Source organism: Pelagibacterium xiamenense (assembly GCF_021166475.1).
GTDB classification, from domain to species: Bacteria; Pseudomonadota; Alphaproteobacteria; order Rhizobiales; family Devosiaceae; genus Pelagibacterium; species Pelagibacterium xiamenense.
Map to the genome: position 1 here is coordinate 280489 of NZ_JAJOYS010000003.1, position 16778 is coordinate 297266.

Below are 16778 nucleotides of genomic sequence, written 5' to 3' on the forward strand. Positions count from 1 at the left end.
CGCCGCATGCAACGCATCCGCTAAGTTGACTTAACCGAACCTACTTGAGGTTCTCTGCGATCTCGTAGCCGTTCTCTTCGAACCAGCGCACTGCGCCAGGATGGAAGGGAACAACGGAGTTCATGGTCACGTTCTCGGGCAGAGTTTCAGCCGCGGCAGCGTGATTCTGAACCATGCGTTCATGGTTCTCCATGGCCAGGGCCGTGATCTCGTAAGCGAGATCCTCGGGCATGGATGCGTTGGCGATGGCGAAATTCCAGAGCGAAGTCGTCTGCAGATCTTCTGGCTGATCCTCATAGGTGTCAGCCGGAATGGTAAAGGGCGACATCGCGGGAACGATCTCGAGCATCGCATTGAGCGTCTCGTCGTCCATGGAAATGAAGCGCACGTCGTTTTCGACAGCCAGCTGTGCGTAGGCGCCCGTGGGCAGGCCGGCTGCGTAAACGAAGGCATCGATCAGCCCATCCTTGAGCTGACCGGCCGTGTCCGAGCCGCCAGCATTGGAAATAGTGACATCCTCGTAGCCTTCGGCGTTTTCGAAAAAGCGCGTCCAGTAGGTCGCCGACGTTCCGCCGGCAGGGCCGACACCGATACGCTTGCCGGCCATGTCCTGGAAGGTTTCAATGTCTGAGCTTGCCAGTACCGCAGCCTGAAGCGGCGTCTGATACATTGGGAATAGCGCGCGCACATTCTCGTGCGGCACACCAGGCATCAGGGGGCTTTCACCCTTGATGGCTTCGTCAGCCGGCCCGAGGGTCACAAAGCCCATCAGGTGATCGCCGGTTTCCACCAGCGTCACATTCTGAACGGGCCCACCTGTGATTTCCACGCTCGCATTCACGCCGAGCTCTTCAGAAATCATGGACGCAAAACCACTTCCATATACGAAGTAGGTACCGCCCTGGCTGCCTGTCCCCACGTTGAAGCTGCTTGGCCAATCGTCTTGCGCCATAACCGGCTGGGCGACAAAGGCTGCAAGCGAAGCCAGCAGTGCCAGTTTTAGTTTCATGTTTTTCCTCCCATATAATCTGAAGTCTCCCGCGGCAATCACATCGATCACCTCGACCCACACGCTAGGACCCTCCTTATCCGGCAACAATGTGCGTGAGATTATATAATATTTTTTTATATTAAGCTGATTTGGCGATTTGCTTCTGATGCCGGGCCAACGTGTCTAGAAGTGCTTCACGAAGTGGGTCATTGGTCCCACGCACCCAAGTGACAGCAAGAGCAAGCTTGTCGCGCACGGAACTTCCAGACAAATCTATTGGAACAAACGTTACCCCCTGCACCTGCAAGCGCATCGTCCAACGCGGCACAATGGCCAATCCCAGCCCCGCGCTGACAATGTTCACGATCGTCTGCTTCTCCTCTGCGACCTGCGCGACGCGCGCGCTCAGACCCGCTTCGAGAAACAGCTTGATCGTGAGATCGTGACTATGCGGTCTGGACCTGCGATCCGGTACGATAAGCGGTTGATCGACAAGTTCGCCGATTTGCAGCATGTCCCTCTTGGCGAGAGGATGATCCGATGGCATCGCCACGACCGCCGTTTCGGAGAACAGAGGGCGAAAAACAAGCTTGGGGTTGCGCGTCTCGGGAGGACGCACAAAGGCCACGTCAAGCCGACCCGACAGCAGACGCGGCAAAAGCCTTATGGTCTTCTGCTCCATCAGTGTAATTTTGATATCGGGGTGCTCCAGACCAAAATAATGAAGCAATTCCGGCATCATGCCGGCTGCAACGCTGTCGATTGCGCCCACTCTGAGGACCTGGGCGTCGGACGATCGGCTCAAACGCGCCTTCTCTTCGAGTGCATCGGAACGATCGATGAGATCCTTTGCATCCTCGAGCAGCATCAAGCCCGCTGCGGTCAGAGAAACATGCCGCGTCGTCCGCGCAATCAACGTCGTCCCGAGACTGTCTTCCAGCAGCTTGATGTGTCGGCTCAAACTGGCTGGCAGCATATCAAGCTGTTGAGCGGCTTTTCCGAAATGCAATGTCTCGGCGACAGCGAGATAGCATCGTAGCTGGAGCAGCTCCACAAGCACCTCTTTATATCAATTTTTTATATGATATATGAAGCATTGCCCAAAAGGGGTCAAGACGGGAAAGTCGCGCCTCAGGGAGAGCTGCCATCGACGGGCGGCCAGATTTTAAGGATTCTACGTCAATGCGCGAATACAAGATTGCCGCCATTCCGGCTGACGGAATTGGCCCTGAAGTCATTGAAGCCGGTCGCGCCGTTCTGTCCGCACTGTCGGAGCGCAGGGGCGATCTGCGGTTCACCTTCACGCAGTTCGACTGGGGCTCTGATTGGTATAAAAAGTACGGCAAGATGATGCCGGACGACGGCCTCGATCAGTTGCGCGATTTCAATGCAATCTATTTCGGCGCCGTTGGCGCGCCCGACGTTCCGGACCATATCACGCTCTGGGGCCTGCGCCTGCCCATCTGTCAGGGGTTCGACCAATATGCCAATGTGCGCCCCACGCGCATTATTCCAGGCATCACGTCGCCATTGCGGGGTGTCGGCGTCGGTGATCTGGACTGGGTCATCATCCGGGAAAACTCCGAAGGCGAGTATTCCGGACACGGGGGGCGCGCGCACCGCGGACTTCCTGAGGAGGTCGGCACCGAGACGGCCATTTTCACGCGTGTCGGCGTGACCCGTATCATGCGGTATGCGTTCAAGATGGCGCAATCCCGCCCGCGTAAACTGCTTACCGTCGTGACAAAATCCAATGCCCAGCGGCACGGCATGGTGATGTGGGACGAGATCGCAGCCGAGGTGTCAAAGGAGTTCCCGGACGTCACCTGGGACAAGATGCTCGTCGATGCGATGACCGTGCGCATGGTCAAGAATCCCAAGAGCCTCGACACCATCGTCGCAACAAATCTGCACGCCGATATTCTTTCGGATCTTGCAGGTGCGTTGTCAGGAAGCCTGGGCGTGGCACCGACCGGCAACATCGACCCTGAACGGCGCTTCCCTTCGATGTTCGAGCCCATCCACGGCTCAGCGTTCGACATTACCGGCAAGGGCATTGCAAACCCGGTCGCGACGTTCTGGACTGCGGCGCAGATGCTCGAGCATCTGGGCGAAGCTTCGGCCGCCGCGAGCTTGATGCAAGCGGTTGATCGGGTCTGCGAAGAAGGCATTCTGACCCCGGATGTCGGTGGTAATGCGACTACACGGGAAGTGACGGATGCTGTAGTTTCGGCTATCTCAGGCTCGAACAGCCTGGAATAGCCTATGGCCTGGACCGATGCCGATGCGCGCAAGGTGTTGCGCGAAATGTTCGACGCTGCAATTGCCAGCGCCGAGGCCGGACGAGCAGTCCAGTACAACCTCCCCAGCAAGCCAGTGGGCAGATGCATAGTTGTCGGGGCAGGAAAGGCTTCGGCGGCCATGGCAGCGGGCTTGGAAGCAGCCTGGCCCGACGTTGACATGTCGGGCGTTGTGGTTACGCGCTATGGGCATGGCGCGCCGACCAAGCGCATCAAGGTACTCGAAGCGTCGCATCCGGTTCCCGATGAGAACAGCCTCAACGCCGCGAGCGCTATTCTTGAAGCGGTGCAAAACCTGACCCCCGATGATCTGGTCATAGCGCTCATTTCGGGTGGCGGGTCCTCCCTCTTGGTTCAGCCCGCGAATGGTTTGACGCTCGAGGACAAACAAACAATAAACGAAGAACTGCTCAAGTCCGGAGCAGCCATCAATGAGATCAACTGCGTTCGGGCCGCGCTATCCAACATCAAGGGTGGCAAACTTGCCCTTGCGGCGGCTCCCGCGCGCATTGAAACGCTGGTCATCAGCGATGTGCCCGGGGACACTCCTTCAGAAGTTGCTTCGGGCCCAACGATTCCTGTTCCCGATCTCAACGCCAGAGCCAGGGCCGTCATAGAACGGTATGACATCCCCCTCCCCCCAGCCGCGAAGTCTCTTATTGATGGCTCCGGTCAAACCCAGCTTGCAAACACCGGCAAGGTTCGGCTCATTGCTTCGCCGCGTCAGGCCATTGCCGCCGCGCAATCGGTTGCTCACAGCTACGGGCTCGCAACCTTGTCACTTGGTGACGCTCTCGAAGGAGAAAGCCGCGAACTGGGCAAGATCCTGGCCGGCGTTGCTGCCAGCATCCGAAGCTCGGGCGCGCCGGTCGCCGCTCCTTGCGTGGTGCTATCGGGTGGAGAAACCACGGTTACAATCGCGGGTACCGCGCCAGGAAAAGGCGGGCGCAACACTGAATTTCTGCTCAGCCTCGCCATCGCATTGAAGGGTACCGCCAATGTTTGGGCGATCGCTGGCGATACCGATGGTATCGATGGGGTTGAGGACGCTGCAGGAGCCATCGTGGCTCCAGATACGCTCCAACGCGCGCGACTTCAGGACCTTTCCGCCGACGCGTTTCTCAAGCGCCATGACAGCTACAGCTTTTTCAAACCGCTCAATGATCTTGTCATAACCGGCCCGACCCTGACCAATGTCAATGATTTCCGCGCGATCCTGATCGCTTAAGGCACGCTGTAGCTCGGGATGCCGTCGCCTGCCATTACATCAAAAAGAAGAGGCCGTCGCATTGCGACGGCCTCCTTTCTTGGCGCTGTGTTTATGCCGTCAGGCTAGAGCAATTCGACCTCAACAGCGTCATCGCTCTCTGTCGGAGCACAATAGTTTGCCAGTGCTTCGGTCTTCGCAGGGTCCGACCATGCCGGATTGTCGATGTCAAAAACCATCGGCTTGAGGTAGTCGGTGGGATCGACGAGCCAATGAATCTGGGGCCGTTCGTCCTCCGGAATGCTCATCAGATCCATCTGGTCCACATACCCGGCGTAGACCGAGAGCGAAGAGCCCTCGCGGGCCCGGGATCCGGTCGTGTGATGGTTGGGGACATAGATTTTCGGATCAAGGGCCTGCTGATACATGATCAGATCGCGCAAGCCGTTGTTGTCGAAGTTACCCGACGCGGCCGTGCCCAGATGAAGGTCGGTCGGAGCGAGCGCCTCAAGAATGTCGATGATCCGCTGACCATCTTCGGGCGTACCCTCGTAATTGCGGCCAATGCCCTCCTTGAGCGCGCCGGCGCTGTTGTTCCAGACAAAGGTAAAGTTGGTACCGTCACGCAGCATGAATGTGAAAAACAGCGCGTCAGCACCACCGGGAGCACCCGGGGTGGTTGTCGTATTGAACTGACGATCGTCTTCGGGCTCGAAGTCCGGCCCGGCGCGGCTTGGCCACACTGTAAGCCCCTCGGGGAACAGGTATTCGTCGCGCTCATCGACGATGATTTCCACAGGTGTCGGCGGAAAATCGGGATCGGGATCGACAGCCACCGAGTGGAGGTGCCTGAAGGCGGTCACGCAAGCCTGCGGCTCAAGGAACGGCAGGTTGACGATTTCGGTGCCGGGGACGGATCCTTCGGACGTCACGTTCACGCAGTCAATACTCGCGCCCTCCGGGAAAGCCCGCTCCGGGAAGTCCTGAATGCGCGGATCAGCTGCCATCCGGTCGAAATCCAGCTGCATTGTGCCGCAGGTTTCCTCGGTTGCGTAGATCACAGCATCCGTCATGGCTGAGATGTACGCAGCGTGATCGGCATGGTCGCCGTGACCATGGCCGAGCAGGATCGCTTCAGGGTTGAGGTTCACAAGGTCGGCGATAACGAGCGGTGTCCGCCCGCGCTCGACTTCCGGCCGCGTGATGAAGCTGTCGAGCATGAACACCTGACCCTGAACGGAAATGGCGAACGCAGAAGCCGAAAGCCAGGACGCGATGACCTTGTCTTCGGGCAAGGCGCCCGTTTCAGGATCGACAAGATGCTCACCGAATATGTGCTGCCGAGCAGCGATCATGTCCGCCTGATCGACAGCCAATGCCGGAGCCGCCCCGCCGACCGCAAGAGCGGCAGCGAGTGCAATTTGGGAAATTCTCATATTCTCCTCCTAGATGTTTGCGGCTTCCAGCCGCATCGCGATACGAGCTCCTCGCCGCGATCGTTTGAGTGTAGGAGGCATTAGGACGGGTAGCGAAGGCGCAGATATTTATACAAAAAAACGAAACGGTCTCCGTATTATCTCGCGACATTGTATAGTGTATTGGACCTGCGATCAGCGCTCCTCAGGGGTGATAGTGTTGAGAACAGCATGCCGAGGAGGAGTGGCTATGCGAGCAATCATTTTTGCAAGTCCGGCGCTGCTCACCGGAGTCGCCTTCGCGCAAGATCACCGCCAGCTGGGATCCCACATTCACGGGTCAGGCTCCCTGGACATTGCGATTGAAGGTGACCACATCGCCCTTGCTCTAGAGGCGCCTGCCTTCGATGTTGTCGGTTTTGAAACTGAGGCCACGAGTGAAGCGCAACGTGAAGCGATCGACAGGGCGCGCGAGTACCTGTCTGACCCGCTTGACCTCTGGGGCATTACAGAATCGGCAGGATGCGGCGTCGAAACCAACGACGTGTCCTTGATGCAATCCCATGATTCCCATAGCGACAGTGACGATCACGCGCATGACGAGGAACATGATCATGGCCACGAGCATGAACATGAAGATGATCACGACGATGACCATGACCACGTGGATGAGCACGAAGAAGCCGTTCACTCTAGCGTAGCTGCCAACGTAGAACTGCACTGCGAGCAGATTGGCAATCTAACGACGCTGGAGCCTGTATATTTCGAGCACTTCGCGAACGCCGAAGAACTGGCCGTCCGCATCGTCAGCGATTCCGGACAAGCGACAGTCGAAATAAGCAGGGACCGGCCCTCGATAAGCCTCCCCTAAAATGACGGGTCCTGTTCTTGAAATTGTCGACCTCTGCTTTCGCTGGCCGCATCAGGCCGGCCGCGGATTGGTGATCCCGGAGCTGCATGTTGGCCGAAACGAAAAGGTGCTCCTGTTCGGTCCGAGCGGATCTGGCAAGACCACCCTCCTCTCTCTGATCGGTGGCATTGTGTCTCCGCAGAAGGGTACACTTCGTGTGGCGGGCACCGACCTTTCGGAATTGAGTGCGCGTTATCGCGACCGGTACAGGGCCGAGAATGTTGGGATCATCTTCCAGCAATTCAATCTGCTGCCCTATGCGAAGGTCTCCGATAATATTGCCCTTCCGCTACGGTTTGCTCCTGAACGGCGCGCTCGCGTCCCGAACGTCGAGACTGCGATCCGGGACCTGTGCGCAAGTCTTGCATTGCCTGAGGGTATTGAGGATCAACCCGCGCACAGGTTGAGCGTCGGACAGCAACAACGCGTTGCGGTCGCACGGGCTCTTATTGGCACGCCGGCACTCGTCCTGGCCGACGAGCCCACCTCTGCCTTGGATGCAAACTCCCAGGCTCGCTTTCTCGATCTACTGTTTGGACAAGTCACTCAAGCGGGTTCGGCCTTGATCATGGTGAGTCACGACGAACGGCTCGCCCGCTTGTTCGACGAGGTAATCCGGATCGAGGACATCGTTCCGGGCACACAGGAGAACCCATGCTCCTGAGATTAGCCCTCGCCAGCCTGCGTGCGCGTGCCTTGACGGTCTCGATGGCCGTACTCACGATTGCACTGTCCGTTCTCCTGCTTCTCGGCATCGAGAACATTCGCACAGGCACGCGCGCTTCGTTTGCGGATACGATCTCGAACACAGACCTGATCGTGGGCGCGCGCTCGGGCTCGGTGCAGCTCCTGCTCTATACCGTTTTTCGTATAGGCAATGCGACCAACAACGTCACCTGGGAAAGCTATCGCGAGATAGCCGATCGTCCGGAAGTTGACTGGATCGTGCCGATCTCCCTTGGTGACAGTCATCACCAATTCCGCGTCATGGGAACAACGCCAGCGTTTTTCGATCACTACAAGTATCGCGGCGGGCGGGCATTGGCGGCCCGATCGGGGAACACCGCACTCGGTGATCTCTACGATACCGTCATAGGGACCGACGTCGCCGAAACACTAGGATACCAGACCGGCGATGAGATTATTATCTCGCACGGGATCGCTTCCTTTTACGAGCATGAGGACCGGCCATTTCGGGTGGCAGGAATTCTGGAAAAAACAGGGACGCCGATCGACCGCACCGTAATCGTCACCCTCGAAGCCATCGAGGCGATCCATGTCGACTGGAGCAGTGGCGCGCGGATACCGGGACGCTCGACTTCGGAGGAAGAGATACGCCGGATGGACCTGACACCTGAGGCCATAACCGCAGCGATGATTGGCACCACCTCAAGGCTTGAAATATTCCAGCTGCAGCGGTGGATAAACGAATATCGTGGCGAGCCTCTTCTGGCCGTCATGCCCGGCCTCGCCCTACAGGAACTCTGGCAGATCGTAGGCCTTGCGGAAACCGCGCTGCTTGGTGTTTCGGCTATGGTCGTCGTGACGGCACTGGCCGGACTGGTTGCCATGACTTTCTCGGGACTTAATGAACGGCGACGCGAAATGGCGATACTGAGGGCGATGGGAGCTCGTCCCGCCACGATTGTAGGTCTGCTGATATTTGAAGCGACGCTTATTGCGACAGCCGCCGTCTTGCTCGGATTGGCACTCACATACGCCGCCCTTGTAACCGGACGCGGCTGGGTCGATGAGCAGTATGGATTGTGGCTGACAATCGCTCCCCCCGGTGGCGTCGAGATAGCGGTCATGGTGACCATCGTACTTGCAGCGGCAGTCGCCAGCCTATTGCCAGCCTGGCGCGCCTACAGGATGTCGCTCGCCGACGGCATGATTGTACGAATTTAGAGAATGGGAGAAATTGATGGCCAACCCGACCCGTCTCATTGATCGCCGTCGTCTTCTTTTGGCGGCTACTGCATTCGCACTTGTGCCAATGGTACCACGGCACTCCGCACAGGCTCAGGAAGCCCTAAGAATTCGCTGGCCCGATCTCATCCCCGAAGGACTCGATTATGGCGAGATCATCGGCGATGGCGAGAAGGACTATAAGGCAGACGTCTGGATACCGGAGTTCGACGAAAACGGGACGGCGCTGAACCTTGAGCTGGACAACAAGCTCATCTCGATGGCGGGATATGTCCTACCTCTCGAGGTGACGGCCGAGGGCGCGACAAATTTCGTCCTCGTGCCATTTGTCGGCGCATGCATTCATGTCCCGCCGCCGCCGCCAAACCAGCTCGTTTTCGTCACCCCCCGGAACCCATGGGGGAACGGGAACCTGTGGGATCCCGTTCTCGTCACGGGTCAACTTTCTGCAAACGCTCGCCGGACGGAAGTTGCCGAGGTGGGCTATCAGATCGACGATGCAATCGTCGAATTTTTCCAGCGAAACTAAGCCTCAATGGGCAGAACTTGGCAAAGCCCAGGAAGGGCGCTGAATTGGCGTTCATGATGCGACCACGCCCGGTTGCGGTGCCCGGACCCGCGAAGACCCGAAAACCAATGAACAGGATGGCATGGCACTTTCCGATACCATGGCCGAAGTGGAAAAGCTGTTCATCGCGCGGTTCGGAACGATAACGCTCGACCAGCTCCTACCCGAGTGCCCGCCAGTTAAGGCCCAACACCCACAGTAGCTGGCACCCTCAAGGCACGTGCCCACAAGTGAACTGGCGGAGGGAGTGGGATTCGAACCCACGAGACGGTCACCCGCCTGCCGGTTTTCAAGACCGGTGCCTTCAACCACTCGGCCATCCCTCCGAAACGAACCGCGCCGCGGTTCTGCGAGCCGTTTACCGCCTTGGCCGGACCCTGTCCAGCCGCCGCCGGCCTATGGCAACAAAATCGTCGACCCGACCGTTTCGCGCGCCTCGAGCGCACGGTGCGCCTCGGCCGCCTCCGAAAGCCGGAACGTCTGCCCGATATGCGGCTTGATGGCCTTGGATTCGACGGCCGCGAACAAGGCCTTGGCGCCCGCCAGAAGGGCGTTGCGCTCCATATAGTAGTGCGCCCCGGTCGGACGGGTCAGAAAGAGCGAGCCCTTGCGCGCCAGGATGCCCAGATCCGGGATGGAAACCGGCCCGGTCGCGTTCCCGTAGCTCACCATCAGCCCCATGGGCCGCAGGCAGTCGAGCGATCCTTCGAATGTCGCCTGCCCCACCCCGTCATACACCACATCGACGCCCCTCCCACCGGTCAATTCCCGGACGCGCTCGGGGAAATTCTCCTCGGCATAGTTGATGACCTCGTGACATCCGTTGGCCTTGGCCATCGCGACCTTTTCCGCCGACCCCGCCGTGCCGATCACACGAGCGCCGATGGCATTGGCCCACTGACAGGCGATCAGTCCCATGCCGCCCGCCGCCGCGTGAAAAAGAATGGTTTCGCCTGCGCGAACCGGCCATGTGAGAAACAGGAGGTAGTACGCCGTCAGCCCCTTGAGCGTGATCGCGGCGCCGGTCTCGTAGTCGATCGAATCGGGCAGATGCAGGGCCCGCGTTGCCGGCAGGTTCCGCTCCTGGGCGTACGCCCCTATGGCGCCCTGATAGACCACCCGGTCGCCCGGCTTGAAACCGGTCACGCCCGGCCCCACGGCAACCACTTCCCCGGCGCCTTCCGAGCCGGGCGTCAGCGGCAGCGGATTCGGATAAAGCCCGTTGCGGTGATAGGTGTCGATGAAGTTGACGCCGATCGCAGAATGCCGGATGCGCAGCTCGCCCGATCCCGGTTCGGCGATCTCGACGTCCCGGTAGTCCAGGACTTCCGGGCCACCGAAATTGTCGACGACGATAGCTTTCATGGTTTGGACAGTCCTTTCGGCGGCGGGGATTCCGATGGTCGCTTGCGAAGACGCGTCAGCGTCCGACGCCGGACATTGGCACAGCCGGACCGCAAAGAACAAGGCCGCAATCGCCGCCATCGCATTCGGCAATTCGCCGCATCGCGCCCGCCGCGCTTGCCGCCCGCACCGCGAACGCCTATGTCGTTTAGGGTCCGGTCAGAGGAGACGCGCGTCATGGACAGCCAGTATGATATCGCCGTCATAGGCGGCGGGCTTGTGGGCAAGGCCGCCGCTTTCGCCGCCGCGCAGGCCGGGTTCTCCGTAGTTCATATCGCCCCCGCGGCGCCGCCCGACCGCCGCACCTCGGCGCTGATGGGCCCCAGCGTTGACTTGATGCAAAAGGTCGGCCTGATCCGGGATCCCGCGGCTCTGGGCGTGCCGCTTTCCCAAATCCGTATCATCGACGCGACCGGCCGGCTGCTACGTGCGCCCGAAACGCTTTTCGACGCTGCCGAGTTCGATCTCGAGGCATTCGGATGGAACTTCGCCAACATTCGGTTGGGAGAAGCCTTCGATTCCGCCGGCGCCGACCTTGCAACGCTCGATATCCGGCAGACCAGCCTGGCAGAAGCGCAAAGGGTTGGGGAAACCTGGCACCTGACGCTGGAGGATGGCACCGCCTGCGCAGCGAAACTCCTCGTGGGCGCAGATGGCAAGGGTTCGAAGGTCCGCAAGCTCGCCGGCATCGGCGTGCGCCAGCACGACTTCAAGCAGGCCGCCCTTGTGTGCGACCTCGAACTCGAGCGCCCCATCGGCGCCTGCTCTGTCGAATTTCATTACCCCAACGGTCCGTTCACCCTTGTTCCCGCCGGCGGCGCCAGGGCCAATCTCGTGTGGATCGACACGCCCGAGACGCTCAATGCCGCGCGCGCGAACCCCGATGCGCTCGCCACAGCCCTGGCGCAAAAGAGCCAGCGCCTGTTCGGCAAGCTGGTGCCGCTGACGGGCGCCCACGTTTTCCCGCTCTCTTCGATCTTTGTGAACAGGGCCGGCAAGGATGCCGCTGTCCTCGTGGGCGAGGCGGCCCACGCCTTCCCCCCCATCGGCGCGCAGGGCTTCAATCTCGGCCTGCGCGACGTCGCCGACCTTCTGCGTGCGCTCGATCTCGCCAACCGCAGCGCCTATGGCTGGGCCGGCGCGACAGCGGACAAATACGCACATATGCGCGCCGCCGATCTCATGCGCACAGGCACGTTCGTCGACACCCTGTTCCGGTCATTATTGTCCGACCACTTGCCAGCGCAAGCGCTGCGCACCGTGGGTCTCTGGACGCTCAAGACCGTCCCGCCCCTGCGCAGGTTCGCCATAGGGTTTGGCATGGGGCGGAGCTGATCGTCCGCAACAAAAAAGGCGGACCCAAAAGCCCGCCTTTTCCAGTACATCGCTGCTTGAACGCTACTGCGCGTCGCCCTCAGCCGGCGCCGCACCCTCTGCAGGAGCATCGCCTTCGGCCGGAGGCGGCGTCTCGCCACCCTCGCTGCCGATCTGCTGGCGCATCTCCTCGGCGCGGTCCTGCAGGACCTGTTCGAGCACGTTGGACGAAGAATTCGCAGCGTTAAGTTCTTCGATCGTCAACGCGTCCTCGCTGTCATAGACCGCAGTGAACCCGGCGAGGTTGATATTGATCGTGATGTCCTCGTTGCGGCGGTTCTTGGCGGTCAGTTTCAGCGTCGCACCGCGCTTGAGACTCTGAATATAGGCTTCGTTGATCACAAGCTGGGCGGCGCAGGACTGCGGATCGCACACCATATAAGGCACGCGCACCGGCTTGCCCCCGTCGATCTGCCATGTAAGCCCGAACGGCAGCAATACGCCGAGCGGAACAGCCGCGACGGCCAAAAGCCGGCTTTCCTGGCTCGGATCGTCGCGCAGAAGGAAGGATCCGGTAAAGACGCCCCCACTGGTCACCACCTGGCGCATGATGCACGCCTGGCGACCGTCTTCGAGTTCGTCGCAAACCTTGAGCCAGTTGTCTTCGGGGCTGCCCTCTGCGTTCTGGCCTTCCTCGACCGTACCGGCGTCGGCAGTTTGCGCATAGACCGGTGCGAAAGGCGGCAGAACGAGGCCTACCGCGACGGCACTGGCCAGGATTGCTCTTAAAAAGGTCATGGACATCCCTGTGTATTTGTGAGCGGGGCTCGATGAAAAACCCCACGAGAATCTTCACGTTTCGCGCTCTTCCAGAGCCGGGGAATCGGGCAATAACATGACACCCGGCTCAATCCAATCGTCAATGCCGCGCCCCTGTGGCGCGCTTGCCTCACTTCTCGGCGGCAAGCGCAGCCAGCCGCGAAAGAATCGCCGCGCTGCCTCTCAGCCGCTGTTCGGCAGTGGGCCAGTTCCGGGCGAACATGATCTTCTGATCGGGCCGCAGTTTGGCAGCCTGACCAGGATCGGCGATATGCCGTACCAATCCGGCAGGATTTGGGAAAACCCCGTCCCGAAGTGTGATAAGCGCGCCCTTGGGTCCCGCATCGACTTTCTCGACATTGGCGGTCCTGCACAAGGATTTGACCAGCACGACTTTCAACAGCCCTTCGACAGCCTCCGGCAATGGCCCGAACCGGTCGATGAGTTCGGCGCCGAAGGCGTCGATCTCGCCGGTTTCGGTCAAGTCGCCAAGGCGCCGGTAGAGCTGCATGCGTACCTGCAGGTCCGGCACGTAGTCCTCCGGGATCATCACCGGCATGCCGAGCGAAATCTGCGGCGACCACTGGCCTTCCTGTTCCTCCTCGGTTTCCCCGCTCTTGAGCGACGCGACCGCCTCTTCGAGCATGGACTGGTAAAGCTCGAAACCGACCTCGCGGATGTGCCCCGACTGTTCCTCGCCCAGAAGATTTCCCGCGCCGCGGATGTCGAGGTCGTGGCTCGCGAGTTGAAAGCCCGCGCCCAGCGACTCGAGCGACTGGAGGACCTGCAGCCGGCGCTGCGCCTGGTCGTTCAGTTTCCGATCCGGCGGGACGGTGAAGATCGCATAGGCGCGAGTCTTGGAGCGTCCGATCCGGCCACGGATCTGATAGAGCTGGGCAAGCCCGAATTTATCGGCGCGGTGGACGACCAGCGTGTTGGCGGTGGGCACGTCGAGGCCTGACTCCACGATGGTCGTCGCCACCAGAACGTCGAACTTGCCGTCGTAAAACGCGTTCATCGTATCGTCGAGCTGGCCCGGGGGCATCTGGCCGTTGGCGACGACGAAGCTGACCTCCGGCACATGCTCTTTGAGGAATTCCGCGATGTCGGGCTGATCCGAAATACGCGGACACACATAGAACGCCTGCCCGCCGCGATATTTCTCGCGCAAGAGCGCCTCACGCACCACCAGCGGATCGAAGGGAGAGACGAAGGTCCGGATCGCCAACCGGTCGACCGGTGGCGTGCCCAGGAGCGAGAGATCGCGCACACCGGTCAGCGCCAGTTGCAGGGTTCGCGGGATCGGCGTGGCCGAGAGCGTCAGGACATGCACGTTGGACTTGAGCTCCTTGAGCCGTTCCTTGTGCGCCACGCCGAAATGCTGCTCCTCGTCGATGATCAGAAGCCCCAGATCGCGGAACCCGACCGACTTGGACAAGAGCGCGTGCGTCCCCACGACGATGTCCACGCTGCCGTCGTTCAGCCCGTCCTTGGTCGCCTTGAGCTCGTTGGAAGGCACAAGACGCGAGGCCTGCCGCACAGTGACCGGCAACCCGGCGAACCGCTCCTGGAACGTCTTGAAATGCTGGCGCGAAAGGAGCGTCGTCGGGACGACGACCGCAACCTGCCGTCCGGCCATCGCAACCGCGAACGCGGCACGCAGCGCGACCTCGGTCTTGCCGAACCCCACGTCGCCGCAGACCAGCCGATCCATAATCCGGCCGGAGGTCAGGTCGTCGAAGACGGCATCGATCGTGGTGAGCTGATCCTCGGTTTCCTCATAGGGGAAGCGCGTGCAGAATTCGTCGTAAAGCCCTGTCTGCACCTCGACCGGATGCGTCGTTGCCGCCTGTCGTGCCGCCGCGATCCGGATAAGCTGCTCCGCCATATCCCGGATGCGCTTTTTCAGCTTGGACTTCTTCGCCTGCCAGGCGACGCCGCCCAGCCGGTCGAGTTCGCCACCCTCCGCGCCATACCGCGACAGGAGCTCGATGTTTTCGACCGGCAGATAGAGCTTGTCGCCCTTGGCGTATTCGATCTCGACGCAATCGTGCGGCGCACCGGCGGCCTCGATCGCCTTGAGGCCGATGAACCGCCCGATACCGTGGTCCACGTGCACCACGAGATCCCCGGCCGAAAGGCTGGTCGCCTCGGTGAGCGCATCGGACGCTTTCTTGCGCCGCGTCGAACGGATAATCCGCTCCCCGAGAATGTCCTGCTCGGAAAGCACCGCGATATCGTCGGTGATGTACCCGGTTTCAAGCGGCAGGACGACAAGTCCGAGCTGCCCGACCTTGAGTTCGAAGACCGCCTGCCAGTTCTCGACCATGCGGATGGCCTTGAGGCCGTGATCCTTGAGCACTTGCCCCATGCGATCGCGCGTGCCCTCGGTCCAGCAGGTGATGACCGTCCGCCGACCGGCCCGTGCTTCGGTCTTAATGCGCGCGATGACGCTCTCGAAGAGATTGGTCTGGGCGGTCTGCCGTTCGGCGGCGAAATTGGGCGCCATATGGCCGGCGCAATCGAGGACCGGCAGATTTTCGTCCGCCGGCATGAACGGCGTCAGTTCGCTGACATCGTGTCCGCGCGCAAGTTCGAACGCCCCTGCCCCGGTGTGATAGAGCAGTTCGGGCCGGATCGGCTTGTAGGGCGCCCCGGCCACGCTGCCCTGCTCGCGCGCCTGCTGGCGTGCATCGAAATAATCGAGGATCTGGTCGCGCCGCTCGGAAAAGGCCTCGCGCGCCTGATCGTCGAAATAGAACGGCGCATCCCCGACGTAGTCGGCAAGCGTCTCCATTCGCTCATAAAAGAAGGGCAGCCAGTGCTCCATCCCCGCGAAGCGCTGCCCGGCGCTGATCGCGCCATAGAGCGGGTCGTCCGCAGTATTGCCGCCGAAGGCGGTGGTATAGTTGCGCCGGAAGCGTCTTATCGTTTCCTCGTTGAGCCGTGCCTCGCTCATGGGCACCAGCGTCACGCGCTTGAGGTTGCCCGTCGTGCGCTGACTCTCGGGATCGAACGACCGGATGGTCTCGAGTTGCTGGCCGAAAAAATCGAACCGCACCGGCGCGTCGCGCCCGGCGGGATAAAGGTCGACAAGTCCGCCGCGAACGGCAAACTCGCCGGCCTCACGCACCGTCGGCACGCGCAGATACCCGTTGTCCGTCGCCCATCCGACCAGCTTGTCGCTGTCGACCATGGCACCGGCCTTGGCCGAGAACGTCATTTCGGCGACGTCCGCGCGGGGGACGAGGCGCTGTACCAACGCATTGACCGCCGTCAGGACCACGGCTCCCCGCGTCTCGCCGGATGCAAGTTGGCTCAGCGCCGCCATGCGTGACGCGATCGTCACCGCATTGGGCGACACGCGGTCATAGGGCAGGCAGTCCCATGCAGGAAGCGTTAGCACCGGATGGCCCGGCAACATGCGCTCAAGAATCTCCGCCATGCGCAGGAGCCTGCGCCCGTCACGCGCTACAAATGCAATTGAAACAGGCGCTTGCGGCGCTTCGTTCAATCGTTTCTCGATCTCGCGAACGAGGACTGCCGGCTGCATACCATCCGGGAGATTCGCAAGGATCTGCGTGGGGCGATCCAGAAGGTGTGTCGCTTCGACCTGGGTCACGCGCCGGCCTTCGTCATCTGGTGCGCGCGAATATCGGCAATGAGCGCCGCATCGGCGTCCGCCGGGATGTCACGCTGTCCCATGATCCATGCCTGCAGGTCGGTTTCCTCGCGGTCCATCAGCGCCTCGAGCCGGTCGAGCATCGCCGAATCGAGGCCTTCGAGCCGGTCCGCCACGAACCCGCCGATGAGAATGTCCATTTCCTGTGTCCCGCGATGCTGGGCACGGTAGAGAACGCGCTTGCGCCGGATTTCAAGACTGTCGCTGTCGTTCATGAAGGATGCTTTCCGATTTGGACG

14 protein-coding genes and 1 tRNA gene are annotated in these 16778 nt (G+C 60.9%); 7 read left to right on the forward strand and 8 right to left on the reverse strand.

From position 1 onward, the window contains the following. Positions 1 to 40 precede the first annotated feature (40 nt). Both LSG43_RS14055 and LSG43_RS14060 read right to left on the reverse strand, forming a co-directional pair. A complete protein-coding gene (locus LSG43_RS14055; protein ID WP_231805290.1) occupies positions 41 to 1009 on the reverse strand; it encodes a TAXI family TRAP transporter solute-binding subunit in 969 nt (322 codons plus the stop codon). A 121-nt stretch (positions 1010 to 1130) separates the two neighbouring features. Then, positions 1131 to 2045: a LysR family transcriptional regulator gene (locus tag LSG43_RS14060; protein WP_231805292.1), complete on the reverse strand. Its 915-nt coding sequence runs from the start codon at positions 2043 to 2045 to the stop codon at positions 1131 to 1133. Between the two features lie 128 nt (positions 2046 to 2173). Here LSG43_RS14060 and LSG43_RS14065 point away from each other — a divergent pair, with 128 nt between their 5' ends. Then, positions 2174 to 3253, forward strand: coding sequence for a tartrate dehydrogenase (locus LSG43_RS14065; protein ID WP_231805294.1), 1080 nt, complete (start codon positions 2174 to 2176; stop codon positions 3251 to 3253). A gap of 3 nt (positions 3254 to 3256) precedes the next feature. Next, a complete protein-coding gene (locus LSG43_RS14070) occupies positions 3257 to 4519 on the forward strand; it encodes a glycerate kinase type-2 family protein (protein ID WP_231805296.1) in 1263 nt (420 codons plus the stop codon). Between the two features lie 104 nt (positions 4520 to 4623). Here the strand turns inward: LSG43_RS14070 and LSG43_RS14075 are convergent, their stop codons facing one another. Then, complete coding sequence (locus tag LSG43_RS14075) at positions 4624 to 5934, reverse strand: MBL fold metallo-hydrolase (RefSeq protein WP_231805298.1); 1311 nt, start codon at positions 5932 to 5934, stop codon at positions 4624 to 4626. A gap of 229 nt (positions 5935 to 6163) precedes the next feature. Between LSG43_RS14075 and LSG43_RS14080 the strand changes: the two genes are divergently transcribed. The 4 genes from LSG43_RS14080 to LSG43_RS14095 are packed head-to-tail and all read left to right on the forward strand — an operon-like array spanning position 6164 to position 9281. Next, positions 6164 to 6784 carry a ZrgA family zinc uptake protein gene (locus LSG43_RS14080; protein WP_231805300.1) on the forward strand — a complete coding sequence of 207 codons (621 nt, stop codon included), beginning with the start codon at positions 6164 to 6166 and terminating at the stop codon, positions 6782 to 6784. Position 6785: 1 nt separating this feature from the next. Beyond that, positions 6786 to 7487, forward strand: a complete 702-nt coding sequence (locus LSG43_RS14085; protein ID WP_231805302.1) for an ABC transporter ATP-binding protein — start codon at positions 6786 to 6788, stop codon at positions 7485 to 7487. Beyond that, a complete protein-coding gene (locus LSG43_RS14090) occupies positions 7478 to 8731 on the forward strand; it encodes an ABC transporter permease (RefSeq protein WP_231805304.1) in 1254 nt (417 codons plus the stop codon). Before LSG43_RS14085 ends, LSG43_RS14090 begins: the two co-directional genes overlap by 10 nt. A gap of 16 nt (positions 8732 to 8747) precedes the next feature. Further along, the gene (locus LSG43_RS14095; protein WP_231805305.1) at positions 8748 to 9281 is read left to right on the forward strand and encodes a DUF3299 domain-containing protein; all 534 of its coding nucleotides are present in this window, start codon (positions 8748 to 8750) and stop codon (positions 9279 to 9281) included. 275 nt (positions 9282 to 9556) lie between these two features. Here the strand turns inward: LSG43_RS14095 and LSG43_RS14100 are convergent. Together LSG43_RS14100 and LSG43_RS14105 are read right to left on the reverse strand one after the other, a co-directional pair. Beyond that, positions 9557 to 9646, reverse strand: a tRNA-Ser gene (locus LSG43_RS14100). Positions 9647 to 9716: 70 nt separating this feature from the next. Next, entirely contained in the window at positions 9717 to 10685 is a 969-nt protein-coding gene (locus LSG43_RS14105) for a quinone oxidoreductase family protein (protein WP_231805307.1), read from the reverse strand. A 216-nt stretch (positions 10686 to 10901) separates the two neighbouring features. Between LSG43_RS14105 and LSG43_RS14110 the strand changes: the two genes are divergently transcribed. Further along, positions 10902 to 12059: an FAD-dependent monooxygenase gene (locus LSG43_RS14110; RefSeq protein ID WP_231805309.1), complete on the forward strand. Its 1158-nt coding sequence runs from the start codon at positions 10902 to 10904 to the stop codon at positions 12057 to 12059. A 63-nt stretch (positions 12060 to 12122) separates the two neighbouring features. On the opposite strand, the gene LSG43_RS14115 is transcribed toward LSG43_RS14110, so the two are convergent. The 3 genes from LSG43_RS14115 to LSG43_RS14125 form a co-directional block, all read right to left on the reverse strand. Further along, on the reverse strand, positions 12123 to 12836 hold the full coding sequence (locus LSG43_RS14115) for an invasion associated locus B family protein (protein WP_231805311.1): 714 nt from the start codon (positions 12834 to 12836) through the stop codon (positions 12123 to 12125). Positions 12837 to 12987: 151 nt separating this feature from the next. Further along, positions 12988 to 16410, reverse strand: coding sequence for a transcription-repair coupling factor (mfd, locus tag LSG43_RS14120; protein WP_439652045.1), 3423 nt, complete (start codon positions 16408 to 16410; stop codon positions 12988 to 12990). Between the two features lie 65 nt (positions 16411 to 16475). Beyond that, the gene (locus LSG43_RS14125; protein WP_231805315.1) at positions 16476 to 16754 is read right to left on the reverse strand and encodes a succinate dehydrogenase assembly factor 2; all 279 of its coding nucleotides are present in this window, start codon (positions 16752 to 16754) and stop codon (positions 16476 to 16478) included. Between the last annotated feature and the right edge of the window lie 24 nt (positions 16755 to 16778).

What these genes read in the sequence shown, in the direction of transcription:
- LSG43_RS14055 (WP_231805290.1), bottom strand. Translation starts at nt 1,009, where the DNA reads ATGAAACTAAAACTGGCACTGCTGGCTTCGCTTGCAGCCTTTGTCGCC.
- LSG43_RS14065 (WP_231805294.1), top strand. Translation starts at nt 2,174, where the DNA reads ATGCGCGAATACAAGATTGCCGCCATTCCGGCTGACGGAATTGGCCCT.
- LSG43_RS14070 (WP_231805296.1), top strand. Translation starts at nt 3,257, where the DNA reads ATGGCCTGGACCGATGCCGATGCGCGCAAGGTGTTGCGCGAAATGTTC.
- LSG43_RS14075 (WP_231805298.1), bottom strand. Translation starts at nt 5,934, where the DNA reads ATGAGAATTTCCCAAATTGCACTCGCTGCCGCTCTTGCGGTCGGCGGG.
- LSG43_RS14080 (WP_231805300.1), top strand. Translation starts at nt 6,164, where the DNA reads ATGCGAGCAATCATTTTTGCAAGTCCGGCGCTGCTCACCGGAGTCGCC.
- LSG43_RS14085 (WP_231805302.1), top strand. Translation starts at nt 6,786, where the DNA reads ATGACGGGTCCTGTTCTTGAAATTGTCGACCTCTGCTTTCGCTGGCCG.
- LSG43_RS14090 (WP_231805304.1), top strand. Translation starts at nt 7,478, where the DNA reads ATGCTCCTGAGATTAGCCCTCGCCAGCCTGCGTGCGCGTGCCTTGACG.
- LSG43_RS14095 (WP_231805305.1), top strand. Translation starts at nt 8,748, where the DNA reads ATGGCCAACCCGACCCGTCTCATTGATCGCCGTCGTCTTCTTTTGGCG.
- LSG43_RS14105 (WP_231805307.1), bottom strand. Translation starts at nt 10,685, where the DNA reads ATGAAAGCTATCGTCGTCGACAATTTCGGTGGCCCGGAAGTCCTGGAC.
- LSG43_RS14110 (WP_231805309.1), top strand. Translation starts at nt 10,902, where the DNA reads ATGGACAGCCAGTATGATATCGCCGTCATAGGCGGCGGGCTTGTGGGC.
- LSG43_RS14115 (WP_231805311.1), bottom strand. Translation starts at nt 12,836, where the DNA reads ATGACCTTTTTAAGAGCAATCCTGGCCAGTGCCGTCGCGGTAGGCCTC.
- mfd (WP_439652045.1), bottom strand. Translation starts at nt 16,410, where the DNA reads ATGCAGCCGGCAGTCCTCGTTCGCGAGATCGAGAAACGATTGAACGAA.
- LSG43_RS14125 (WP_231805315.1), bottom strand. Translation starts at nt 16,754, where the DNA reads ATGAACGACAGCGACAGTCTTGAAATCCGGCGCAAGCGCGTTCTCTAC.